This is a genomic window from Clostridium sp. BIOML-A1, from assembly GCF_009874105.1.
Classification (GTDB): Bacteria; Bacillota; Clostridia; order Lachnospirales; family Lachnospiraceae; genus Coprococcus.
Window position 1 is genome coordinate 107056 of sequence record NZ_WWTL01000004.1, and the last position, 26285, is coordinate 133340.

The window sequence follows — 26285 nt, forward strand, 5'->3', positions numbered from 1 at the left end:
ACTTCATCCTATCAGGCAAATGTTAAAAGTTCGTAAAATCTGCCTGTCATCCCTTTTGTTTATCAATGTTTTCTTGCTTTTTAAGTGTATACATATTAAAATTATGGAAACGTTATTTATAACGACTTTTACATCATATATAGAAGGAGATTATGCATTATGGGAAAAGGTAAATTATTCAAAGCCGCTGCTACGATCGCTGCGATCGGCGGTGTTTGCTATGTATTCAGGGACAAGATCAAGAATTCTACCGTATACCAGTCTTTAGATATGGATGATAAGGTAGAAAAGGTTAAGCATACGATCAAGGAAAAGATGCCTGCAAAAGAAGAAACCGCAGACCGCGATTATTTCTCTCTGGATGATGCTGTCGATAATACCGATACAAACGCTGAAGCTGCTACTGTAGCTGAAAGTGTATCAGATGTTACCGCCAAAGTAGACGATCTTCTCTCCGATATACCTTCCACATCGGAAGACGCTGCACCGGAAGAAGAAAGCCCTATCCTCTATGAAAACGAGGGATTATCCGATGTATCCGAGGATCTCGATGTTATCGAAGAACAGGATAAGTTGGATCTTTAATATCAATTAAAAACAAATACACCCGTCCGATCCGAATCGTTGTCACACTGTACAACAGCACATCCGGATCAACGGGTGTTTTTCTTCTGTATCAATGGAATTATATCATCCACGATGCTCTCAGATTTAAAATTATGCTCATATATCATTCCGGCAGCATTTGATATGATCAGCTTATAAATATTATGTCCTGTCCTGCCCTTACGCTCTGTATGTTTTGAAATTACTTCTATATTCCTTAACAATACAATGTCTGTTCGAAATAACGTACTGATGATCAGATATTTCTTTGTCACATAACAATTATGACTCTCATATACGACCGCATCATGCAGCTGGCGGTTTATATCACGCACAACCAGCTTCCTGTCAAACACTCCCTGTAAGTGTCTGATCCGGGGATGATACCACGGACAAAAGATACAGCAGACGATCTCAACAAGCGATAATGCCATCATAGCAAGTGCAAGATAAAATGCCAGCTTCACAATTCCGTAAAATGTCTTCGGATAATCCATCTCGCTGATCATATAATCATATGTTATCTTTTCAAGCTGCTCCTTGCTTATTCCCGCACTTTCCGCACACTGGGATAAAATATAGCTACAGGTAGCCGGATCTTTCTTCAACTGTCCCTGCACCGTATAATCTCTTATAACAGTCTCCGTATCATCGATCAACACGATCATGAATTTATCATTTATCCATGCACAGTAATATCCCCCGACACGTTTACCATCCATACAGTAATCATACCCCATATACTGAAGCTTATCAAAAGCCATCTCTACATTCGATATTCCGGAATTATACAATCCCGGAATATCTGATAGCTGCTTTATGGTATGAAATGTAAAATTTCCAAGCAGATGAAACTGTACCATCAAGCCTGTGAGAACTGCCATTATAACTGCACTTCCAAGCAGCGACATGACTGTATTTTTTAATAAAAACAGATTTAATCGTTTATTCTGCATCATAAGCCTTAGAAATGACTGCCGCCACCGCCATGGCTGCCGCCTCCACCGCCACCGCTGCTGCCACCGCTGCTTGACGACTCAATTTTTACGCTTGTGACATCTTTACGGATGAAGATATCACGATGATCCAGAAGCTCTACATTTCCATTTACATATGTATTTAATGTAGTTGTATCCTTGCCCGCCTTCTTTGACATATTGGTGATAAAGAAGACTACCGCACATACTATAACCGCTACAAATATAAACAACGGTGATACATGAATTCCTCCGCCATTTGCACTCTTCATGCAAATAGCAGCTTTCTCGATCATGACCGTAAATCCTTTCTCGGCATCCGAACGCAGATATTTACCACCGGCCTCGGTTAATGATGATGCCTTTGAATCACTGATCCGGGCACGCACTCTGGTTCCCGATGTACTCATCCATACATCTCCGGCCTCATAGTTAGCTGCAATTACAATACTGTCACTCGGAACATAGCCATCACTTGTGCTCCGATTGCTTGAAGGATCATATTCCCAGTTCTCCCAACCGAAACGGTTCTGATCACACATTGCCGTTGCAACTGCTTTAATTGCTTCAAACTCGGCATAATATGTATCAGACCAATATGTATCAAACATATCCTGTGCCTGTTCATTGTTGATCGTTACAACTACGATATCCGCACCTATCTTATCTTCATATTCTGCAATGACATCTTCCAAGCTCTTCTCTTCAGAAGATGTAAGTTTGTCTGCATAATCAAATACTCTCTGATCCGTCAGACATTCTGTGTTGCTTCTCTTATCATGCTTCAGATTCTGTTTGCTGATCAGCGCACTTCCAATCATCAGAACAAATCCGATAACAAATAATACTAAAACGGTGATCTTATATTTCTTCATATTAAATCACCTCCAGGATCATAGCTATGCCGGAAGCACACGCAGCTACCGATGCAGCAAATGCTGCTGTAAGTCCGATCGCACGGCTGACGCTTCTCGGTGGTGTACCCACACACTTACCTGTCTGACCATTTACATAGAACATATAATTCTGTCCCTGATACCGATATTCATAGATCCATACAGGCATCAATGCAAATCGGTTCGCCAGCAGTTTATTATTTGCGTTCATATTCTCAGATGTCAGGCTGGTATAACCGGAAGCTTTCTGCTCTGCCCATTTCTTTGATGTATCATTTACCTTGGTTACTGCTCTTCCCGATAACTGATCCGGCGTATAATTATATATCTCCGCCTCAAAGCCTGACAGATATTTGTTATCATGCTGAGTCAGCTGATCATAACCATATGGCTCCATCTGATCCATAATACCATCCGGCATCTCGATCGAAGCATCAACAGGGATACCGTTATACTTGATATGCAGTTTGCGGTAGACATCAAAATAGGATGTCTCTGTGTATTTTCTGTCGCCGGAGGTCCATGTACGAACCTTTGTACCAACGGCTTTATAATCTACGTTTGTATCAAAATCATACAGCCAGAACGGAACATAGACTCCTCGAAGCCGCTCCAGTGTCTTTGTAGACAGGAAATCAGATGGCAGAAACAGCTTCTTTCCAAATTCCTGTTTTAACTTTTCTTCTGCATCTCGTTTTGACACCTTAAATGGCAGAATTACATCCGGTCCATATGGATATACGATAAAATCATCCCTGATGATCGGCACCCCACAAGCCGGACATTTACCGGCAGATCCGTACTCGTTCCGGTATGTAATCTGTGTTCCGCACGCAGGACATATCATCGGTGTCTCGGATGGAATACTCTGTTCGCAGTCACTTCCACCACAGCTCATACATTTCATATGTCCGCTTTGTGGATCATACACAACATTTCCACCACAATTCATGCACTTATAAATCATGTATTCTCTCCTCCCGGGTTAACCCCTTTTTAACATTAATTTTTGATAATTATTGCATCCTTGCAGGCAAGTGATTTTGCACTCATTATATCATATGCTTCGCACATTCTATGCATTTCGCAAAATCAGCATTCTTGCGAGCAAATAATTTTGCGTTCATTATATCATATCCTTTTTTTTTCGTATATTGTTTTTCTGTTTTTGTAACATTTGAATCAATACCGAATAGTCTATAGCATAAAGAAAATTGGAGGTATTTACCATGAGTGATTTATCAGCAACACAGTGCGGTTGTGGAAAAAACGGAATGTTTGGTTTCGGCGGAGGCAGCTGCTCCTGCATCATCATCCTTCTTCTTCTCTTCTCATGCTGCGGAAATGGTTTTGGAAATGACTGTGGCTGTGGCGGCGGAAGTAATGGATGCGACTGCATCTGGATCATCCTGATCCTCCTTTGCTGCTGTGGTGGATGCGGCAACGGAAATGACTGCGGTTGTGGATGTGGATGCTAATCCTGAAATTCTGACCCCCGACTGTCATAAGCTATATCAGTTCTATATCCTTAACAGCTATAAAGCCTCTGTACGGATATAAAACTGTAAAAAAAGAACTATATGCCGGAATTATCACCGAAATCGCCTGATAATTCCGGTTGTTCCTTTATAACAGACAGGGAACAACTCATTCTGTTGTTATTTCTTTTTCATATTTTTATGCATTATATATCCATTTCTTTCATAAATAATAATTGTAAGCACTACATTACATACCTGAAAAATCCATCCGGATAAACCGTCTCTTACTTTTGAAGAAATGAAGGGAGCCTTGCATTGTATGGCACAGATACCACATTCTCATCCTCTTGACAAATTAATATCCGATGATCGTCTGTTTCTTCTGGAAGCAATTCTCCCCTTTGTTGACGGACCTATGCGTATGCCGCTCATTATCTATCTGAAAATGATGGAACTCCAACAGATCATGCGTGTGATCAACAACCAGTCCTATGTTCGTCAGTGTGATTTCAACCGCGATTTCCATAATCAGAATGATATTCTGGCATCGTTAGCTCAATGTGGTTTTCCGGATATCGCCGATCAAATGAAAAATATGCAGCAGGCAATGAATATGATGCAGGTTATGAATGATATGAGCCGGACCGATTCTGCGTTTTCGGATTTTCAAAGCATTTTCCAGGCTTATGACCAAACCGTTCAAGCTGCACCGGATAATACATCTATATCCACAGATACAGAATATACAAATAATAATCCATCCATACAGGGGAACAGAACAGATGAGAAAATTCACGATTCCTCCACACATGAAAACACGGAAAATACTGATACAACTGATCAGTCATCATCCCAACATAGCGACAATTCCATGGATCACATCATGCAGTTGTTACAGGAATACGACACGAACACCCGGTCTGCAATCTAACCGGTCATTATAGATTATCCATACATATAACCGGAATCAAAATAAATCCTATAAAACAGAAAGGACGATCCATTGCCATGAATCAATTTGAAAACGACCCCCGCCTGAAAAATCTTATGCCCCTGAAACGTCAGATTATTCTGGAGCTTGCAAACGGTTCCCACAATGCTACTATGGAACAGATGCTCCCTCAGATCATGCAGTTAAACCGGGAGCTTCAAAAACGTAATCTGTCTTTCTCAAAAGAGGAATCCAATCTTATCATGGATATTATGATGGAACAGGCTTCCCCTGCCGAACGCCAGAAGATCGCTATGTTCCGCAATTTCCTGTAAAATATAAATAAGCAGTTTTGCCTGCCTTGCAGGCACACTGCTTATTTTGTATTTTTATTTATGAAATAATATGATTTCTACGTTCTTCGAACTCCCGAAATCATCCCACAACATGCGCATTCCGAGCATCCGCTCTACATGCTTATGTTGTTTTTTCCGTCAAATAAATAAGCAGTTTTGCCTGCCTTGCAGGCACACTGCTTATTTTGTATTTTTATTTATGAAATAATATGATTTCTACGTTCTTCGAACTCCCGAAATCATCCCACAACATGCGCATTCCGAGCATCCGCTCTACATGCTTATGTTGTTTTTTATTTGCTTGACAGATTTATTTCATCACAATGTTTACGATTCTTCCCGGTACATAAATTTCTTTTACGATGTTACCGGTCAGCTTGTCTGCGATAGCTTCTTTTGCCTTTGCAATAACATCATCCTTTGGATCGTCTTTATTGATAGCAAGAGTCGCCTTCATCTTACCATTAATCTGAACTGCGATCTCTACTGTCGACTCAACTGTCTTTGCCTCATCGAATGTCGGCCAGGATGCCTGATAAAGATATCCTTCGTAACCAAGAATGCTCCACATTTCCTCTGTGATATGCGGTGCAACCGGGTTCAATAATGTAAGAAGCGTCTTCATTTCGCCCTTTGTTACTGCATTCTTCTTATAGAAATCATTTACAAGTGCCATCATAGCAGCAATAGCTGTATTATACTTCAGATTCTCAAAGTCAGTTGAAACCTTCTTGATCGTCTGATGCATCTTTGTCTCCATATCCTTAGAGTAAGCATCACCATCTACTACGATATCCTGCAGCTTCCATACTCTCTCAAGGAAACGACGACATCCCTTTACACCATCATCTGACCATGATGCAGCAAGATCAAAGGCTCCGATGAACATCTCGTATGTTCTTAATGTATCTGCACCATATGCATTTACAATATCATCCGGATTTACAACATTTCCTCTGGACTTACTCATCTTCTCGCCATTCTCACCAAGAATCATACCATGGGAAGTACGCTTCTGATATGGTTCCGGTGTAGGAACAACACCCTGATCATACAGGAACTTGTGCCAGAATCTGGAATAAAGCAGATGAAGTGTTGTATGCTCCATACCACCATTGTACCAGTCAACCGGCAGCCAGTATTTTAATGCTTCCTTGCTTGCCAGTGCTTCTGTATTCTTTGGATCCGTGTATCTCAAGAAATACCATGATGAACCGGCCCACTGAGGCATGGTATCTGTCTCACGCTTTGCGGGTCCTCCACAGCATGGACACTTCACATTTACCCAGTCTGTCATAGCTGCAAGCGGTGATTCTCCGTTATCAGTCGGCATATAACTCTCTACCTCTGGAAGCATCAACGGAAGTTCGCTTTCGTTAAGAGGAACATAACCACATTTATCACAGTGAATGATCGGAATCGGCTCACCCCAGTATCTCTGACGGGAGAATACCCAGTCACGGAGCTTATAATTAACCTTTGCCTTACCGATTCCCTTTTCTTCCAGGAACTCGATCATCTTCTCTTTTGCATCTTTTACCTGTAAGCCATTTAAGAAGCCGGAATTAATCAGAACACCTGTTGCAACATCTGTAAATGCTGCTTCATTGATATCTACTTCTTCTCCGTCCTTTGCTACTACCTGAATAAGTGGCAGGTCGAATTTCTTTGCAAATTCCCAGTCTCTTTCGTCATGTGCAGGAACCGCCATGATCGCACCTGTACCATATGACATCAGTACATAATCGGATACCCAGATTGGGATCTCCTTCTCATTTACAGGATTGATCGCTACCAGACCATCGATAGCTACACCGGTCTTATCCTTTGCAAGCTCGGAACGCTCAAAATCGGACTTTCTGGCAGCCTGCTCTCTGTAGCTTTCGATCTCAGACCAGTTCTTGATCTCATCTTTATATTTATCAAGCAATGGATGCTCCGGTGATACAACCATATAAGTTGCTCCAAATAATGTATCACATCTGGTTGTGTAGATACGAAGCTTATCTTCTTTTCCTTTGATCCGGAAATCTACTTCCGCACCTGTAGAACGTCCGATCCAGTTCTTCTGTGATACTTTTACTCGCTCAATATAATCAACAGTATCGAGCCCTTCGATCAGCTTATCTGCATATTCTGTGATCTTTAACATCCATTCGGATTTGACCTTACGGACAACCGGCGCACCGCAACGCTCGCAGACACCATTTACAACTTCCTCATTTGCAAGACCAACCTTACAGGATGTACACCAATTGATCGGCATTTCTTTCTTATATGCCAGACCTGCCTTGAATAACTTCAGGAAGATCCACTGTGTCCATTTGTAATATTCCGGATCTGTTGTATTGATCTCACGATCCCAGTCAAATGAATATCCAAGGGAATGAAGCTGTGCCTTAAATCTTGCTACGTTATTCTTTGTTACTTCCTTTGGATGGATCTTGTTCTTGATCGCATAATTCTCGGTCGGAAGTCCAAATGCATCCCAACCCATTGGATAAAGAACATTATAGCCCTGCATTCTTCTCTTTCTGGCTACAATATCGAGTGCTGTATATGGTCTTGGATGACCAACATGAAGTCCCTGTCCGGATGGATAAGGGAACTCAACTAATGCGTAATACTTTGGTTTACTGTAATCATCTGTTGCAGCAAAAGCCTTGTTATCATCCCAGACCTTCTGCCACTTCTTCTCAACAACTTTATGATTATATGCTGTTGCCATGTCATTTCCTCCTGAAAAATGTTTGTAAAGTGTAATAGGAGCCTAATCATATATGACCAGCTCCTACTATCTCTCTTATATTCTGATCGGATTAAACTCTTGAAAGATACTCGCCTGTACGTGTATCGATCTTGATCGTATCTCCTTCATTTACAAATAAAGGAACATAGAGTGTTGCTCCTGTCTCAACTACACAAGGCTTTGTAGCACCTGTAGCTGTATCACCCTTTACACCAGGCTCGCACTCTGTGATCAGTAATTCTACAAATAAAGGTGGCTCTACACCAAATACAGAACCATTGTGAGAAACAAGCTTACAGATCTCGTTCTCCTTAACGAACTTTAATGCATCTCCGATCGCTGCTTTATTCAATGGAATCTGATCGTATGTCTCCGGATCCATGAAGTAGTAAAGATCACCGTCATTGTACAGATACTGCATATCCTTTCTCTCGATATGAGCCTTCTCACACTTCTCGGTTGGACGGAATGTCTTTTCTACCACACCACCACTCTTGATATTCTTAAGCTTTGTTCTTACAAATGCAGCACCTTTACCAGGCTTTACATGCTGGAACTCTATAATCTGATAAATATTTCCTTCAAATTCAATCGTAACACCATTTCTGAAATCACCTGCTGAGATCATCTCTGCCATAATTTTCTTTTCCTCCTTAAGATATGAACTTCTTGTGACATTTTATAATATTCTACAGAATATTTCAACTACTTTTTACCAATTCCTTAGGCGTTTCCTGACCTCCCGGACGATTAGCGGCTTGATATGTCTCTTTCATAAGGCTCTTGCGCTCTATTTCAACGTAACGGCACTAAGCTCGCCGAAAAATCCGGCTCACTAAGGGCCGACGTTGAAAAAGGCTTATTACAGAGACATATCACAACCCCCAATCTGGGAATGGGGATATAAAAGTTCTACACCCTCTATCATTCTTGATTCAAAATTTTTTAATTGTTTCATACAACTATTGCGTATAATCCTAACAGTTTCTGAAATACATTATAGTTTTTGTTTTTAATTAAACACATAGTTTATCTTACATTCTGCTAATTATTTCTTCTGCAATATACTCAGGGGATTGTCCGGTGGCAGGAATTGTCAAATCTGCCACGCGTTCATATAACGGGGTGCGGTAGGTTAAGAGATCGCGTACCTTCTGTTCCGGATCGTCGCCTGATAAGAGAGGTCGGGTATTGTCCCCCGATAATCGAGATATGACCTCTTCCGGGGTAATCTGTAAATAAATAACTGTTCCGAGGGTTGCAAGCTCTGCTGCATTCTCCTCCCGGAGCGGAAGGCCACCGCCGGTCGAAAGTACCGCATGCGTTAACGATGCGTTCAGTTCTTTTAGTATATCTGTCTCTAACTGTCTGAAATATGCTTCGCCCTTTTTACTGAATAATTCAGCGATCGTACAACCACATTTTTCTTCTATATACTGATCTGTATCTATGAAGGTATATCCGTATCTTTCAGATAACAGCTTTCCGACTGTTGTCTTTCCGGATCCCATAAAACCTGTCAGGATGATATTATCCCGTGTCTTTTTAAGCAACTTCCGATAAATCTCATCTGCTGTTTCTTCATCTATCGTTATATCATTCCACAATTCATATGCAATTATGCCTTGGTACAGAAGCATCTTCAGCCCATTATAGCTCTTTGCTCCCGCGTATCTGCACAGAGACATGAATCCGGTAGAGAATGGTTTATAGATCAGATCGATTCCGACTGATACAAGCTTATAAAATGCCGGATCTTCAATCACTACTTCATCACTATGCGGATACAAGCCTTTTGAAGTCGATTGAAATACAATATATTTTTTCTCCGGAAGCTTGTGATAGTCCTGAATGCTCATAGCCGTCATACTCTGATTCCCAAAGAAATCATTCATATGATCCGCGATCGCCTGTGCTTTGGCTACAGTACGATTTAAGATATATACATGTCCTGCTCCGTTTGACACACACATATAAGCTACGGCTTTCGCCGCTCCGCCTGCTCCTAATATAATAACGTCCTGTCCGTCAAGCTCTACTCCATAAGATCTCACCTCACGAAGAAGTCCCATCATATCCGTATTATAACCTTTATATCCATTTTCTGTCCGTACCAGTGTATTAACAGCACCGATCGCCTGTCCGCCTTCATCTAACTCTGACAGATATTGCATAACCTCATTCTTATGCGGAACTGTCACATTTAACCCCAGAATGTTTAACGCATACGCACCTTTTACTGCAGCTTCTAGATTTTCTGCTTTTGTATGAAACGGAACATATACATTATTTAATCCGAGCTTCTCGCTTAATGTATTATGTATAAGCGGTGACATTGTATGCTCCACCGGATCTCCCAGAAGTCCCAGCGTTCTTGTTTTTCCATCTATCATCATATTGTCTCTTCTCCTGCTGTTCTGTTAATTTCATATAATGATCGTAAAATTCCCATAGGTTTTTTCATATGGCAGCATTTCGTAATCATCTAGTTGTTATAGTAGCATTTTCTTTCAGGTCTTACAAGCAAAAAGGCGGGCATTGCTGCCCGCCTCTGGAATTATAATATGTGTTTTTAATAGCTCATATTAAGCTAATGTATATTTTTCTGCTTCAATACCATCTACAGTTACAATACTGTTTGTATTGTTCTGTGTCAGGTTGAAGAGTGGATCAGCAGCTTTAATCTTGATGATCTTCTGTACTGGTGTAGCTTCACCGCCATAATAAACTTCAACAACAATATAAGTATAATTACCACCATACGGTGCAAAACACTCTTCTGAAGGTTTCAGCTTATTATTTGAATACTGATCTCTAACCTTAATCTTTTCTGTCGCATCATCAAACTGTACAAATCCATCAAAAGTAGCTAACCAAGTCATCTTTGCCTGCTTCTCTTCTTCTGTCAATGCAATGTAACCATGCTGTGATAACTCGTTTTTCTCTGCTTCTGTCAGATGAGATTTAATAGCATCATACGCTTTCCACTTCCAGATTTTTTCATCCGTTCTGTCTTTCAACTCTGCATCTGTAAACTTTACAAACTGTTTTTCGATATCCGAACGTTTCCAGCTCCAAACCAGTTTATCCTTTGTAGCAGAATATACCGGACTTAACTTCTTAGGATCCTGATCATTCAGATCCAGATCATAATACACATTGATCCGATCTACGGTGATACCGTCCGGAATATCAATTTTTGCATCAAAGTTTGGCGATGTTGTCTTATCTGCTATTTCAATCAGATAAATATTATTGCCTGCTGACTCATCCTTACCAAGCTCATTCACAAAGTTTGTATCCGGCTGGAACAATGTTACATCCGGCTTAGGCACTGATGCTAAAGCACTGTTAATAATAACATTGATGAACAATTTTCTCTCATCATTATTCTTTGTTCCATTACCTGTTACAGATGTATGACCGGCTCCACAATATGTGATAGCTCCGTTACCATACGCTGTTGTATAAATGAAGTAACTCTCCATTCCATCATAAGGTGATGCAGCATAATAAGATGACATTGTCTTTGCATTACCATTGTTATTACATCCTGCAAGTGTATACCAGACTGTTGTCTTCGTAGCCTCAAGATCCAGTGAATATGCCTGCTGATGTGTACCCGATATATTCAGGGATGAACCTATCGCAAACGGATACAGGGTAACCAGACCTTCATTTAATCTGGAAGCCTTTGCTGTCTGCGCAAATGCAGACTCATCTCTGTTACCATCATTGGTTGTGGTACGAAGTGCACCGTTTACATCCATCTTTGAATAAATATATGGTGTATTATTCTCTGCATGTATACTCTTATTCACTGCAAAATACAGATATGACATTGATAATGCACTTATATTCCAGCTAGACTTATCACTCGGAATCTGTGTTACATTATAATTTGAATTATAATTCTTTAATGTCTTAATCGTGCTGTCATAGATTCCCGATGTCTGATTCAGCTTTCCTGATATTCCGGCTGTTGTATTGAATCCGTATGGTGTCAGATAATATGTATCTGACTTATCCTTATATGACTTATACTCATAGCCATCATTTGTCTGAGCATATGAACTCTTCTGGTTTGTAAGATCCACATGGAATCGGTTCAGTCCAACCATATCAAGCAAGTTTGTAGTAAGTGTATAAGCACCACCCGCCTTCTTTGAATATGGTGACATTGTATCATGGAAGAAGAACAAATCTCCTCCGGCTTTTACATAATCCTTAATGTACTGACATGTCGTTGCATTCATATCAACATAAGCACTTGTGCTGTCTCCATATGGTGAGAATGCTGCAGAAGGACCAAGTACCAGGATAGAATACATCTTCTTAAGGAAGTCCTTACCATAAGATCTTCTTAAGTATTTATAATACTCATCCTTTGCATTCAGCTCTGCATCCTTTGCATCACGATATGCCGTAAATAATGTTCCATATGTTCCAAACTCATTGAAATTAGTTCCCTTGTCTCCATAATATTTCATGAAGATCATAGAATAATCTCCGGTCTTTATACAGTAGTTAAACAGCTGCACAATCTCACTTTCCGGTACCCATCTGTTCAATGCACCAAGCAGAGACTGTGAACCCTGTCTGTATTTACCATACTTTGCTGTATCTATCTTAGTTGCATCATTTCCAAACTGGTCGATTGCACCCTCCAGATACTTATCAATATTTTCCTTTGGAGTTTCAACAGCAGCCTTTGCATTCTGATATGCAGTCCATTTCTCCTGCAAGCCATCTGCATAATCCTGCCGAGTCATTCCATCAACTTTACCGCCTGCTTTGGACAGTGTCTCTGCATCTGCAACCCACTGCTCCAGGCAGTTATAAGTTCCGCTTGCATTATCTGCTGTTGTAAAACTTGCTTTATTCTTATTGATAACCGCCATATCAAGATTGATATTATAATCATCCGTAATCGTATCTGCAAGGTTTGAATACCAGTTATCATCTCCGGCACTCAGGTCATACTGTACAATTCCAAAACGGTTCTCATGACGTCCAAGTGATTTGTACTGTGATAATGCTACTTCTGATCCCAGTTTCGGTTCTGATGTAAGGCCATTGTAATACATGATCTTATGTGCCCACTGAGACTGAATATCAAAGTATAAAGTATCCTTAAAATTATGGAAGTCTGTTGTCTGGCCATCATACATTGTCTGGATCTGAAGGACATTGATATTGTTCTTATCAGCTGTCTCATTCACAACCTTACTAAGCCCTGAACTGGTTGCTATAAGCTCAGTTCCCTCATAGATCTCCAGATACCAGCTGGCTGATCCGAAAAAGTCTTCATCCAATTCCAATGTGGTTGATGCAGTATATGATGTCATTCCTGCAGAAGCAGCTCCTTTTGTAAGAGTTCCCTCTGTATGATAATCACTTGAATCAAATGTCATGTTACGATCTTTATCACAATATAACTTATATGTATATGTGGCATCCGACTTACTGCTTCTGACCTCGAACTCAAATGGAAGACTGGTCGTTCTCAGATAAGAACTCGTAATTCCTTCCTTATAGGTAGCAGGTTTATTTGTAAATACTACTCTCACTCTGCTTGCTGAACTCTTGATCAGACTGTTCAGTGAGGTCTTCATCGTATCAGATGGTACGACTGCATAAGACTTAATCACTGAAGGATCGTCATTCTGGAACCAGCTCTCATTCTCTACATCCGTAGTCAGATGAATCTTGTAAGATCCGCCTGTACCGATCTCTTTCGCCGTATATAAGGTCTGACCATACGTTCCATTCTGATTATCTATCATCTGCGTATCATCATGATCATATCCCCATAATACATTTTTCACACTTGTAGAAGCTGCTTTTTTATCATATGCATACTTCACAAGCTTATACACTCTGGAAGATGGATCCAGGTAATAATTTCCCTTTTCGATCGTTCCATCATCTTTAAACCAGTAACCTGAAAGAAGCTGAACCTGAGTCAATGCATTCACGCCGTTCTTAACATTGTAACCCTGCATCTTCTCATATACAGATGTCAGTTCATCACCGAAGATAACCGGTTTTCCGGCATCTATATATTCTACAAGTTCATCATACTTTGTCTTTGTAAGATCATTACCGTTTTCAGGCATGTATACTGCCTTACCTACCAGATCTGCCGGCATATAATTATCTGTAATATACTCTAACATACCTGTATGTGTGTACATAATGAATGTCGGTAAACCATAACCTAATGCTTTGATCGCATCACCATTCAGATTACCACTATGTGCAGAATAAACTTCCTCAACGCTTCTATCAAGTGCTGTATAATCACCACCGATATAAACCAGATCATAACTTGTTGCGATATCATCTTTCATACCGATCAATGCTTCCGTAGAAACCTGAGTAAGTTCGATATCACCATAGTTTAATCCATCTATTGCATATGCAAGTTTGGCCTTTGTCAGATCAAAGTCATAATACTCAACATTCTTCTGAAGTTCTTCTTTGGCCTTACCCTCAATCACATCTGACGGAACAGTATAATAATCACCCTTTATCTCTGAACCATCCATATGTTTTGAATAGGAAGAATTTTTATTCTTGGTTTCTGCTAACTCGCGATCAATCGGATAATCCGGTTGAATTTCAAGAACCTTGAACTTATTATCAGAGCCATCACGATACTGACCTGCATTAATGATATCTGCAATTGCTTTTGCTGACGGACTGATAATGGTCTTATTTCCGCCATTATTGTCATCATCACCATCTCCAGAGCCAACACCATCTCCGGCTTTATCACTGGCAATTACATATACACCACCTTCAACAGCGTCGCATAATGATTTATATGCATCTTTTCCAATCTCATCTTTATAAGCACCCGACTCGATAAAGATAAAATCAAACTGTGTAAAGTCAATCACCTGTTTTGTAGAATTCTTGGTAAGTGCTTCCGCTTTGTGATCTAGATATAACTTATTGACATAATTAAATGCCTTATCTCTACCTTCTGTAGAATCTTCTGAATAATCCAAAACAGTATATTCATAAGATAAGTTTGATGAATAATTTGCATCATAAGCAGGATCTGATTCTGTTGTCTTCTTTGTAAACTCTGCATATGTATCTGCAACGTTTGTATAATCATAATCTGCTGATTTCTGCTCACCATTCTTTGTAACAATGAAATTACATCCATTGCTGCCAACTTCATAAGCACCCGTCACTATAGTATCATCTGTTCCAGTTCCGGTTCCAGTTCCGGTTCCAGTTCCGGTTCCTGTTCCGGTTCCACTTCCTGCAGCTGCAACAAGCTCATCAATTGCTGTTCCGGCAGGCTCAATGATCACTCCATACTGGAATTCAGAACCGGCATTCAGATATGAGAAATTATAATTGTACACATAAGTATTTGTCGCACTGTCAAAAGAACCGTTTCCACCTTCTAAAGATGAAAGCATAACTGAATACTTCTCTGTCTCATTCTTACCAACCAGATAAGTCTTTCCGTCTATTGTAACAGTAAGATATACATTTGATCCGGTAAGATCTACAGATGAACGAACCTCTCCGGATAATTCCTTAGTTGCAACATCCTGAAAACCGGTATTTGAAAGATCGGTCGTTGAATAGACAGCACCTTCACCTGAGGTCAAAGCATTCTTGATATCACGGCTCTGAAGAACATAGATATTCGCACCACTTGGCACATATCTGTATCCACGGCTTGCATAAGCGGCTCCTGTGAATACACTGTTCTCTGCTGTTTCTTCTGCTTCCCAGGTATTAGTCTTCTTATTGAAAGTATAGGCACTTGCATCCATATGTGTGGAATCATTGTTTGCTGCTAATTCATCAAACATCCTCGATGACTCACCATTTGAAATAACAAGTACTTCTGCATTATCAAAATCCCATTTTGTTCTGGAAGCTGTAATACCACCAATAGAACTTGATACCTTAATATATGCAGAATCACTGTGATTCGTCTGGAAATTCAGGAAGTCTGTCAATGAATTATCTTCATACCATTTATAATATCTGTTTTTGTTGATATAGTCATTTCCACCCTCTGTCGCAGAACGTTCCGCTGTAAGGATGAAATCTGAAATTGTCTTTGTTGTCTTTTGGGTTGGATCCGGTACATCATTATCACTTGCTTCTTTATAAAGCACATTGAAATATCCCGGCTCTACTGCTAATACATTATCTATACGGGCTGTCAGATTCTTTGTAATCAACTTGAATGCTAATGTTCCCATACGATATGTATCATTATTTCCCTTTATCGAACTTGCATCTTTTACACAAAGTGTATATTTATCAAGAACGATCGGATGGCGGTCATCCATTGTATAGCTTACAAGCCAATTATATAATGCTTCGCTTATATCTTTGTCTTTTGATGCATATGCATTCTCATCCGGTGCAACGATATATATGAAATCCGCTGCAGATAAAATTGCTTTTGCATTTGTATCCATACTGTTCAGATTGTCAACAGTAACCGTTGTTAATGTCACTGCTCCGGCTGCCATCTTCTGGGATGCAATCGTCTTATAACCATCAAATACCGCATATCTGAAATACTCACCATCATACACATACTTCCATAATGGTGTTGTATTTGTATAATCAGACTCATTTTTGATATTACCTTTATAGTTTGATGCAGTAACTTTAGCAGTCATATCTGTATCTGCTTTCGCAATATCGTCATTTGATTTAGACTTTGGAAGGATCTGAACAATACGATATTTGTCATCACCTGTTGCCTTTAAACTGGCGCTGTTCGAATTGATAACCGCAAGGTCAATATTCGAATAGCCTACAAGTCCTGTTGCAGCACTCAGTTCTGCGTTATTTTCATTTACAGGAGTTCCAGAATTAGCTAATGTGAAATTGACGAATACCGCACTAACAATCAGTGTAAAGATGATTGCTACGGAAGATAAAACAACTTTTTTATTCTTAAACACTATTCTTTCCTCCTTTTAGTTTGAATGCGCTTTTAACACATTTGAATTTCTAAGGCTGACAACTCCATCCACTGTATAAGATGCTGCTGTCTGTGCATCCTGAAGTTTCATGGTGATTGCAAAACTATCCTCATCCGGATTCACCTTCACATCAAACTGCTCAACATTCTTTGCAAGCAGACAGGCCTCATCATTACTTGAATCAATAAATGATCCGCCTCCGGAATTAGACGCCTTCATTCTGTAAGCATATAACTTCTTGTTTGTCTTATCATATAATAGAGTACAACTTGTTATCTCGCTATCACCTGTTGTTGAATCCAGACCGGATGCATAATTAAGCTTAATATAAAGCTTATCCGCCGTCTTTGAACCTACCGTTGTCGATACCGTACTGAGTGCTACATCTTTATCCAACTCACCGATGTTGTAGCAAGGTCTTTTATTCGATCCGCTTGCAGGATTTGAAGAAGGGGCTACCTGCACTGTTTTGTTTCCGCCTCCTTCTTTATAAGAACCATCATCCTGTCTTAAATCCGACGCATCAGGAACCAGATATACGCCTTCTTTCGATGATGTTTCACCTACTCGCTTTGCTTTTGCATAAATCTTAACATCTGTTGCTGCCATCAGCATATCAGACATAGTATCATAGGCTTCTTCAGCCTGTGTCTGTATCTTCTTTCTGGATGTCATCTTCCGATTGGAAGCAACCACTGATCCAATCAGGGTTGTAACTGCTACCATAAATACACTTAAGATACCTATGTAAAGTACCAGTTCAATGAAAGTGAAACCCTTATTCTCTGTTTTTTTCACTATTCATCCCTCCTTATGATCCTGTATAATGACTACCAGTCGTTTTGTTTAATGTTACTTTACCTACTGATGCATTCGACCGCTCCTTATTGAAAGTATAAATACCATCTCCCGACCAAACCGAACCATCTGCTTTATTAAACATAACGATCATAAAACCCGCTGTGCCATTTACTTCAGTAACCTCTTTTGCGGTATCTGAAGATTTTGCCGCGTACATAATCTTTACGCGATCCAGCGTTATAGTATCTATTGATGTGTCTGCAGTAAAGTTAGCTCTGTCTTTAAAATCATCTGAAGGGTCTCCATTCGCTTTACGCGTAACATCACCCGTAAAGGTTCCGTATGTAATCTGATATTTATCGTCAACCTTTTCAATCAACATAGCAGCTTTTTTATTTTGAGATTTTGTCAATTTTACTAATGTAGACAATTCCTCATTGAATGACTCTTTAGCCGAGGTAGCCCGGGCAGTTGATATCGCTGATATCGTAACAGCTGCCAGTCCGGATAACACCGCTATTATTCCAAGAACAATAATCAGTTCTACCAGAGAATATCCAGCATTGTTTCTTTTCTTCATCTTCACCCCTCCTAATCTACATTCTTCTTCCAGTTCTGGAATTCAAGAATATCACTATAAGAGATGTCAGATAAAGTAGAACTCTTCACCTCTGCACTACTGTCTTTTTCTTCTTTTACATAGTTCTTTAAGATTTCTCTTGTAACTACGCTTACATCTGTATCTGTGCTGTCTGCGCACTTCTTCAGTACACTCGCCGTATATGATACATCTGCTGAAAGGCTGATACTGCTGTTACAGATCACCTTACCGCCTGCAATGATCAATCCACGGAAAGATTTTACTTTATTGCTGAACTTCACATCACCGCCACAGATAACAACTCCCTGTAAAGAATTACCAGTAGCTGTATCAAGCGTTACATCTCCATCATTGATAACAAGAATCGAATCTGCTGATCCATCATCAGACGAAATCGTTTTACTGATATTCTTATGCGCTGTATGGTTAGTGCCGTCAGGCAGTGTATGCGTTCCAAAAATCTTTGTAAAGTCAACATAGTTATTTAATGGTGTCAGACTGTAATTATAAGAGTACGAATCACTTCTTACATAATCTCCCTTATACTTTCCATCTGCATCCTTGCCAACATATGTGTACTGATACTCGCCTGATGCTAACTGAGTTCTTGTATAATCACCTTTATTAGCACCTACATTTTTGAATTGTGCATGCTCGTATCTGTACTTCTGAGACTGCTTTCCATTACTGGTCTCTGTATAATCTGTATATTTTACTAATGCCCATGCAGATTGCTCTTCATCGGTCTCCTTACCTTCAGCATCCAACACCTTATTGTTTAATACAGACAGATGATCTTTCATGTTGATATACATGTAATTAAGGAAATTACTCACCTTATGTGCCTCTGTTTCAGAATCTGATCCAGTTAACTGTCCTGCACTTGTTTTAAGGTTTTCATAAGCAAGATTATTTGCTGTCGTGTCTCCATTTCCAAGCAACATGGTGAATGTCTTAGATGTAGCTGCTGCTTTTAAAGCCGTTTCAACACTCATCGTACTCTTTGTTGATGCCTGAATATATAAAGATCCGTCATTCTTATTCTGTGCCGTTACTGCCGCGCCTGAACCAACCTTAGAAGAATCTACCTTGCCATCTGCACCAACAGGAAGTAACAATGTCACATCGAAGCTGTCATAATTAGATACGTTATATATCTTCTTATTTGTTTCTTCCAGATTCTCTGCCAGAAGATCATAATACTTCTTTACAAAAGCTTCTGCTTCTTCTACATTACTCTGCTTATTATCTCCCGCTTTAATATAAAGATAATAATAATCATGACCAGACACCGTCTGTTTGATCGCATTAACTACCAATTCATTATTACTCAGTTTTTCAGTAAACTCTTTGTATAATTCCTTTAATTTAACATCATTGTTAAAACTATTTGGGAACTTCAGCTTAACATGTGTATAACCATTTGAATCTACTGTCTCGCTGCCTGCAACCGGCTCCCACTGTGTCAGGAAAATCAACTGATTGGATTTCACATCAAGCGACTGACCAGTTGAATAATCCTTCAATGTTGTAAATGCATAGTCCAGATTCTTTTCATTTCCATCTGCATCAACAAGACCGAGTTCTTTTCTCTCATTAGCATCTGTGATAGAAGAAGCTGCCACTTTTGAGAACTCAATATATGATTTACCCGCAATATAAAGAGATTGTAAGCTCTTCAGATCCAATGTGGACTTCTTACCATTTACAATAATCGCACTATCACTAAAATGAGATTTTAAACTGTAATTTGTAGGGAGTTTGCCCGCATTCCCGAGAAGCTTAATGCTCCGAATATCATCTGTAGAATAGCTATATCCAAAGTATGTACCCTTAAAGAATGTCAAATTAGATTCTTCTGCATTTAACTCTGTATCATCATATACATAAGCGTTTGCTGCCGCTGTAATAGAACCGCCTTTATCTCCATCAATGATAATATTATCGGTCCAGAGCTCTGAAAGGTTCGAACTTCTACCTGAAAGAGTAATATCTGCACCATTATATGCTGTCAATGCACCAGAATTTACAATAACATCTGAATTCATTGTCAATGATGCTTTGTCAACAAAAATACCAGAATTAGCGCTTTCATCTGTAGCGCCCCAGTTTCTTACAACACTATCATTATATTTGTTTGTAACTTTTGTTGCAGTCACAGCATTATAATCTTTATTATAATAATCAGATGCTGTGTATACATTTCCTTTAACATTTACAACTGTTGCACTTGCATCGTTATAATTCGTAGTTGTTCCGGATACTTGCAGTCCCATATCTGCCAGAAATGCATAACTATACAAACTATTGCTGTTTATACCTGTCATATCAAACGAAACATTATATTCTGGTTTTTTAAGTACCAAATCCGTCATAATTGACTGCTCATACGTTCCTGGAGCCATCGTCTCCCTATCTGTTGCAGCAGTCAATGTAATTGTTCTCTTAACACCTACGTTCTTAAATGCAATCGTCTCTACAGTTCCTGAATTAAATCCCGGTTCCGTATTTGTCTGTCCGGAAATATCTCCCGTTAGGGAATTCTTAACATATTTGATATAACTGTGTTTTCCCGCATTATCTGTATATACAATTCGAAGATTATCACAATCAAGTGTAACATTCGGATCTGTAATATAACCCTGCAATGTAGCTACTAATGTAGGGATTTTATTCAGATTATCATCATCCATAATTCCCTGCATAAAAAACTTTTTGAACAGATTATTTGCCTCTGTCTCAGAAAGATTCGTATACTTTCCATCTTTATAATATACAACTAACTCTGCAGTCGTTGTATATGCGGAATATAAGTGTTCATTTGTCGTTGCACCAATTCCTGCATAAATCTCATCCATTGCCTTCTCTACACTGTAGAAGTTATTCAATGAATTAATCTTGTAATATCTGAGTTTGTATGCTAATAACATACCCATTAACAGGGCGGATACCAGAATACTCAAAAACGTTGCAGATACAATTACAAGGACAAAACTGGAACCACGATTACTCATGTGCTTCAGTCTGCTCTTTAATTTTTTAAGCATCTTCTAATTCCCCCTTGTTCCTGATATAGTCGTCTTGTCAGTCGTCTTATCATTACTGTCTTTTTCTTCCATAAGAACAGTCAGATCGTACATATAGACATCGTCCGCCGTATCATCCTTTGTTCCCATAACACTTACAGTTGAATTTGGTTTATCTACTGTAAAGTTCGCATATACTTTAGTCTTTCCGGCTAATGTATTAATCTTTGCTTCATCTGCCGGTTTCTTAAGTGTTCCGGTTGAATCTGCAAAATTCACACGCACCTTTACAGATGATGGAGATACCTTATGCTGATTATTTACATAAATCAGATCATCAAGTGTCTTGCTGCTATCACCGCCCTGCAAAGCTTCATTGATAATTTCTGCATACTTATCATCAATATCTGCTACAGTCTGGAAAATATAAATCTTTGCCTTTTCATCCGCATCTAATGCATTTGTATCTATATTCACATAATCACGATTTACATAGATACCATTACTGGTTGCAGGAACATATAACAGATAGATTGGTGGCAGTTTATCATAATCATTCTGATATACTACACCTTCTCCATTTGCACTGGCTGGTTTATATACGTTATTTGTATTGTTCTCATATTCAGACTTAATAACGCCGATTGTTGTCTTATCTACATACTTTACGATACACTGCACACGATATTTGTTATTTGCAGTCTTTGACACTTTAATCGTCGTTGTCTTTGAGAACTCATCATTCTTCCAGAATTCATCACCATCACTGGAAAGCATCTGATTATACTGCACTGTATGACTCTTTAACAGTTCTGTCTTCTGATCCTTAAAATATGCACTTGCCTGATTATCCAGATTATTTCCATCTGCGGTTCCGGTATCACCTGTGTAAGTTGCCCCGGCAATGATCGCTGCCTGTTTATTATCCAGTGTACGAACAGTACCTACTGAAGATGTGATCTTAACATAATCACCATTTTCATCAACTTTTGCATCTCCTGTTGCCGGATCCCAGATATACCCCATCGCAGCAACCTGCTGTGCAAGATCACTGACCGTGACTGTACAGCCATACTTCGCGTAATTTCCTCCTATAGATATGTCATTACATGTGTATGTCTTCTCCGTATAATTCACCTTCTTCACTCCGGCAATCTTATTATCCGTTGTTTTCGGAGTTGTAGTTGTGCAGGTGAAATTATAGCTACCTGTAGAATTGCCATCAGGTATACTGATGGCACTACTACTCATATCTGCAGTTTTAAAGCTTTCCATGATCTGTTCTGCTTTATCAATGGCATACTGTTTCTTGGTTGATTTCTTATTGATATTAACAGCGGAAATCAACTGGGAGGTAAGAGGAACGATCAATATGGCAAATACGGCTACAGCAATGATTACTTCTATCAAACTAAAGCCTTTATTGTTTTTCTTTGTCATTTTCTACTTCTCACTCCGTTTAAAAACTGTTTACGGGTTTCAGGTTTATAACTACCTACTGAGCATTATCGCTTGATGTAGTTGTTGTAGCTGTTGACTTCTTTGTCGGGTTACCGAAGATATTATCCTTTCCGTTCTGAACATTAACATCTACCTGATCTGTAGTTCTGTCTCCACCATTTACTGCGTATGATGTGAATGACATATCACCTGTATATTTTCCTGTCTCCTCATCAAAAGCGATACTGATAGAATCAACAGTCATACGGAAGTCTCCACTCTGAATATAATCAATGACATCCTTAAGATCCTTGTATGAACCTGAATAGGTAACAGGGAAGTTCGCTGAATAGCAGTTATAATTATCTCCTGAAGCTGCAGCACTATCAGCTACGGTTGTGTCAGCCGCAGTCGTATCGGTTGCTGCTGCTCCATCTCCGAGTGTAGCATCACCTACCGCACCGGTTCCGAGTGTGTAGAATAACTGTTCTTCTCCCATCGTTACAGAAGGGAAGTCAAACTTATATTCATCCTTGATACCCTGTAAATACATAATTGTATTCTCCTGATAGAGCTCTGATGGGAATTCATCAAGGATTGCCTGATACTCTTTCTTATAGTTCTCTGTATCTTTAATATACTGGTCACGATTTACATCCTTTGACTTCAGATCATTATAGTAAACCTGCTGTTTGTCCTTTTCGGATATGATACTCTTCCGGTCTTCAAAATTATTCATAGCCACATAACGAATCGGCACGAATAATATTACAACACCCAATAAAAATAATAATAAATTTCTTTGTCCTTTTGTCATTGCATCCATGTTCGTACCCTCCTTACTGAGCTAATGTTGCATCTGTCTCTGTAGTATCTTCTGTTGATGCATTCGCATCCACATAGATACAGGTTACAGTGAAATCATATGTAGTCTTGCCTGATTCCTCATCTACATTCTCTGTAATGCTTCCGATGAATGAATTATCGATACAGTCAATTTCTTTTAAGCTGATCGCAAGACCCGCAACATCGTCATACTTTTCTGCAGTACCGGATATGGATACACCGCTCGCATCTGAATTGAACGCTGTTACTTCTGTTCCCTTTGGCATCTTCTCTTCTAAAGCATTGATAAAGGTTACTACATTCTCATTCAGATTCTTAGTGTAGCTGTACATGCTCATGGCATCCACATAGATGCTCTCTGCATCCTCATAGTCCTGTACAATGGTTTCAATATCTTTAATTGATTCAATCTTTCGGTTTACATCATCCAGCTCACTCTGTGCCTTATTCTTCATGATAAATGAAGCCGCAGTCACACCACCGGCAACGAGCACTGCCAGAATCAGAAATGCAACTACAAAAGGCGTAGAATCAACAGCTCCTTCTTTCTTAGATGCTGTTGCCCCTTCTGATATTACAAATCCCATAGGTGCAAAAGCCGCACCGATAGGAACCATAAGGTATACAGGATTATAAATCTTCAAATCAATCTTCGGGTCAAACTTGATATTGAATAAACTATCCATAACTCTGGTTGATACATTAAGCTGTACCTTGAATAAACCATCGATTCCTTTGATCAGTGCTCCATCGCCTGTCAGGAATACATCATCAATCGGCTTATCCGGATTTTTTGATGCAAAGAAATCCATCACACGTCCAATGTTATTGATCAGGTAACGGAATGAACCGGTAATCGCATTATCATCGAAATCAACTGTGATCAGACGTTCATTCTGAAGTAAGGTCATAGCTGTCGTTGCATCTACGCCCTTTGCATCCATTACTTCATTTACTACAACATTGGTACCATATGGTACAGTTCTCTGGAGTAAAAGGATATCTCCTTTTACAATATTTAATACGGTAGATTCACTACCTAACTGGATTACCATCGTTGTCATGTTCTCACTGGTCTGTGTCTTGATCAGCTGTAACATGGCATTTCCAATGTAATCGAGCGCCACTACTTTCAGTCCCGCAAGTGCTGCCACTTCATAGTAGGAACGAACCATACTGGTCGGTGCTGCTACAGCAAGGACTCTTAACTGTTTGTTATTTTCTTCATCAGTGACTGTCTCTAATACAGAATGGGATACGGTGTAATCCTCTATATTAACAGGGAAATACTCTGATGAGTTCGCATTAATAATTCCTTTGATTTTGTTCTCCTTAACGAAAGGCACAAGGACCTCTCTGTTAACGATCTTTGTAGAGGTAAGGACGAAAATCGCGTCCTTGTTAGTGATTCCGTTTGCAGCAAGCTGTGATCTGATTGCTTCTGCAATTCTTTCTTTGTCTCTGATAAAACCATCTTCGTATGAGTCTTCCGGAGTCTCAAAGATGATGGCATTATGTACGGTTGAAGTCTTCTTCTCAGAAGCGGTTACTTCTGTGATAGTAATACTTTCATTTGTAATGTCGATTGTTAAGACTTTTTTATTACTCGCCATTTTAAATAGCCTCCCTCGCTAATCAGTAGTTTTGTCGGGAATTCTCCCTTAATTGCCTGAGTACCAGCTTACATGCTGTTCACCCCATATAAATAAAAATAGAATACGCCTGTATCTTACAGGCTATAAGGTGAACAACCTGTCACCCTCAAAATGGTCTCTATGTTTGACCCTCCATATGCGACCATTCACTTGTTTTCCAGCTTATATGCAAGCCGGTTGCCGTCATTAGTTTAATCACTCACTAAACTACTGACTGCTTCCAAGACATCATATATCTTTTCTGCATTGCATTATGATATAGTGATGTCTATAAATCCACAAACATCTTACTCATGTTATCGAAAGGCAACAACTAGCTATAATATGTCATACGAGGAATTTCAAACAGCTTAATTTTGTTGCCTTTCAATACTATTAAAATAAAATATTTGTTTTCAGTTAAAGCCTAGTTCTGTGGGGAAAGTAATTTATTTGTAGTTCCGCCTGAATAAACTTCAACTTTATTGTTTGCTACATCAATTAAAACTTTGAATTCAGAATTCTTGTCGTAATATTTACCCTTTAATGATGCGCTACCAAGAATCTCGCTAAGTTCCTGTCCAAAACTTCCTGATGCTTTCCATGAAGTTACAGTAGCTGTTTTTGCAGTACTTCCAAGTGAAGCCATAGCCTCTTCATTTGACATTGCGGTCTGACATGCAGAACGAATAGTGTCAGCATTTGAAATATCTGTTGATGCTCTTGACTTGTTAATGTACTTGATAAGTGCTGGTGCAAGTGCGCCTGCAAGGATTGCCATGATAGCAATAACGATAATTAATTCTACTAATGAGAAACCTTTGTTGTTCTTCTTCATAATTATTCTCTCCTTTTTTCTTTCTTAAATTATTTTATGTTGTTGATGTGTCATATGACACTATATCAATACCGGCATCCTCGTTCTACCGGAATCAATCAATGTAAAACTGTGTAAGTAAA

General features: G+C 39.4%; 18 protein-coding genes. 4 read left to right on the forward strand and 14 right to left on the reverse strand.

Annotation, left to right across the window (positions count from 1 at the left end):
- The first annotated feature begins 159 nt into the window (after positions 1 to 159).
- Entirely contained in the window at positions 160 to 585 is a 426-nt protein-coding gene (locus tag GT641_RS04310; RefSeq protein ID WP_008402953.1) for a hypothetical protein, read from the forward strand.
- 68 nt (positions 586 to 653) lie between these two features.
- Here the strand turns inward: GT641_RS04310 and GT641_RS04315 are convergent, their stop codons facing one another.
- From GT641_RS04315 to GT641_RS04325, 3 genes are read right to left on the reverse strand one after another with little or no spacing between them, the layout of a single operon-like run.
- A complete protein-coding gene (locus GT641_RS04315; protein WP_161116907.1) occupies positions 654 to 1565 on the reverse strand; it encodes a hypothetical protein in 912 nt (303 codons plus the stop codon).
- 5 nt (positions 1566 to 1570) lie between these two features.
- A complete protein-coding gene (locus GT641_RS04320) occupies positions 1571 to 2458 on the reverse strand; it encodes a TPM domain-containing protein (RefSeq protein WP_008402955.1) in 888 nt (295 codons plus the stop codon).
- A 1-nt stretch (position 2459) separates the two neighbouring features.
- A complete protein-coding gene (locus tag GT641_RS04325) occupies positions 2460 to 3446 on the reverse strand; it encodes a hypothetical protein (protein WP_008402956.1) in 987 nt (328 codons plus the stop codon).
- Positions 3447 to 3708: 262 nt separating this feature from the next.
- Here GT641_RS04325 and GT641_RS04330 point away from each other — a divergent pair, with 262 nt between their 5' ends.
- The 3 genes from GT641_RS04330 (at position 3709) to GT641_RS04340 (ending at position 5226) form a co-directional block, all read left to right on the forward strand.
- Positions 3709 to 3957, forward strand: coding sequence for a hypothetical protein (locus tag GT641_RS04330; RefSeq protein ID WP_008403060.1), 249 nt, complete (start codon positions 3709 to 3711; stop codon positions 3955 to 3957).
- A 322-nt stretch (positions 3958 to 4279) separates the two neighbouring features.
- A complete protein-coding gene (locus tag GT641_RS04335) occupies positions 4280 to 4891 on the forward strand; it encodes a hypothetical protein (RefSeq protein ID WP_119962711.1) in 612 nt (203 codons plus the stop codon).
- Positions 4892 to 4968: 77 nt separating this feature from the next.
- Positions 4969 to 5226 (forward strand): hypothetical protein, encoded by a 258-nt coding sequence (locus GT641_RS04340; protein ID WP_117785442.1) that lies wholly within the window; start codon positions 4969 to 4971, stop codon positions 5224 to 5226.
- A 331-nt stretch (positions 5227 to 5557) separates the two neighbouring features.
- Here the strand turns inward: GT641_RS04340 and leuS are convergent, their stop codons facing one another.
- From leuS to GT641_RS04395, 11 genes are all read right to left on the reverse strand, one after another.
- The gene (leuS, locus tag GT641_RS04345; protein ID WP_008403056.1) at positions 5558 to 7975 is read right to left on the reverse strand and encodes a leucine--tRNA ligase; all 2418 of its coding nucleotides are present in this window, start codon (positions 7973 to 7975) and stop codon (positions 5558 to 5560) included.
- A 91-nt stretch (positions 7976 to 8066) separates the two neighbouring features.
- Positions 8067 to 8624 (reverse strand): elongation factor P, encoded by a 558-nt coding sequence (gene efp, locus GT641_RS04350; RefSeq protein WP_044946272.1) that lies wholly within the window; start codon positions 8622 to 8624, stop codon positions 8067 to 8069.
- A gap of 406 nt (positions 8625 to 9030) precedes the next feature.
- Positions 9031 to 10392, reverse strand: a complete 1362-nt coding sequence (aroE, locus tag GT641_RS04355; RefSeq protein WP_008403054.1) for a shikimate dehydrogenase — start codon at positions 10390 to 10392, stop codon at positions 9031 to 9033.
- 189 nt (positions 10393 to 10581) lie between these two features.
- Positions 10582 to 16956 carry a DUF5057 domain-containing protein gene (locus tag GT641_RS13335; RefSeq protein ID WP_008403053.1) on the reverse strand — a complete coding sequence of 2125 codons (6375 nt, stop codon included), beginning with the start codon at positions 16954 to 16956 and terminating at the stop codon, positions 10582 to 10584.
- A gap of 15 nt (positions 16957 to 16971) precedes the next feature.
- Positions 16972 to 17775, reverse strand: a complete 804-nt coding sequence (locus tag GT641_RS04365) for a prepilin-type N-terminal cleavage/methylation domain-containing protein (RefSeq protein WP_008403052.1) — start codon at positions 17773 to 17775, stop codon at positions 16972 to 16974.
- 13 nt (positions 17776 to 17788) lie between these two features.
- A complete protein-coding gene (locus tag GT641_RS04370; RefSeq protein WP_008403050.1) occupies positions 17789 to 18358 on the reverse strand; it encodes a type II secretion system protein in 570 nt (189 codons plus the stop codon).
- A gap of 11 nt (positions 18359 to 18369) precedes the next feature.
- Positions 18370 to 21426: a hypothetical protein gene (locus GT641_RS04375; protein WP_161116908.1), complete on the reverse strand. Its 3057-nt coding sequence runs from the start codon at positions 21424 to 21426 to the stop codon at positions 18370 to 18372.
- A gap of 3 nt (positions 21427 to 21429) precedes the next feature.
- Entirely contained in the window at positions 21430 to 22845 is a 1416-nt protein-coding gene (locus GT641_RS04380; protein WP_008403048.1) for a prepilin-type N-terminal cleavage/methylation domain-containing protein, read from the reverse strand.
- A gap of 55 nt (positions 22846 to 22900) precedes the next feature.
- Positions 22901 to 23671, reverse strand: coding sequence for a hypothetical protein (locus GT641_RS04385; RefSeq protein WP_008403047.1), 771 nt, complete (start codon positions 23669 to 23671; stop codon positions 22901 to 22903).
- Positions 23672 to 23684: 13 nt separating this feature from the next.
- Positions 23685 to 25304 carry a type IV pilus assembly protein PilM gene (gene pilM / locus GT641_RS04390; protein ID WP_008403046.1) on the reverse strand — a complete coding sequence of 540 codons (1620 nt, stop codon included), beginning with the start codon at positions 25302 to 25304 and terminating at the stop codon, positions 23685 to 23687.
- Positions 25305 to 25752: 448 nt separating this feature from the next.
- Positions 25753 to 26163, reverse strand: coding sequence for a prepilin-type N-terminal cleavage/methylation domain-containing protein (locus GT641_RS04395; RefSeq protein WP_161116909.1), 411 nt, complete (start codon positions 26161 to 26163; stop codon positions 25753 to 25755).
- Positions 26164 to 26285 lie beyond the last annotated feature (122 nt).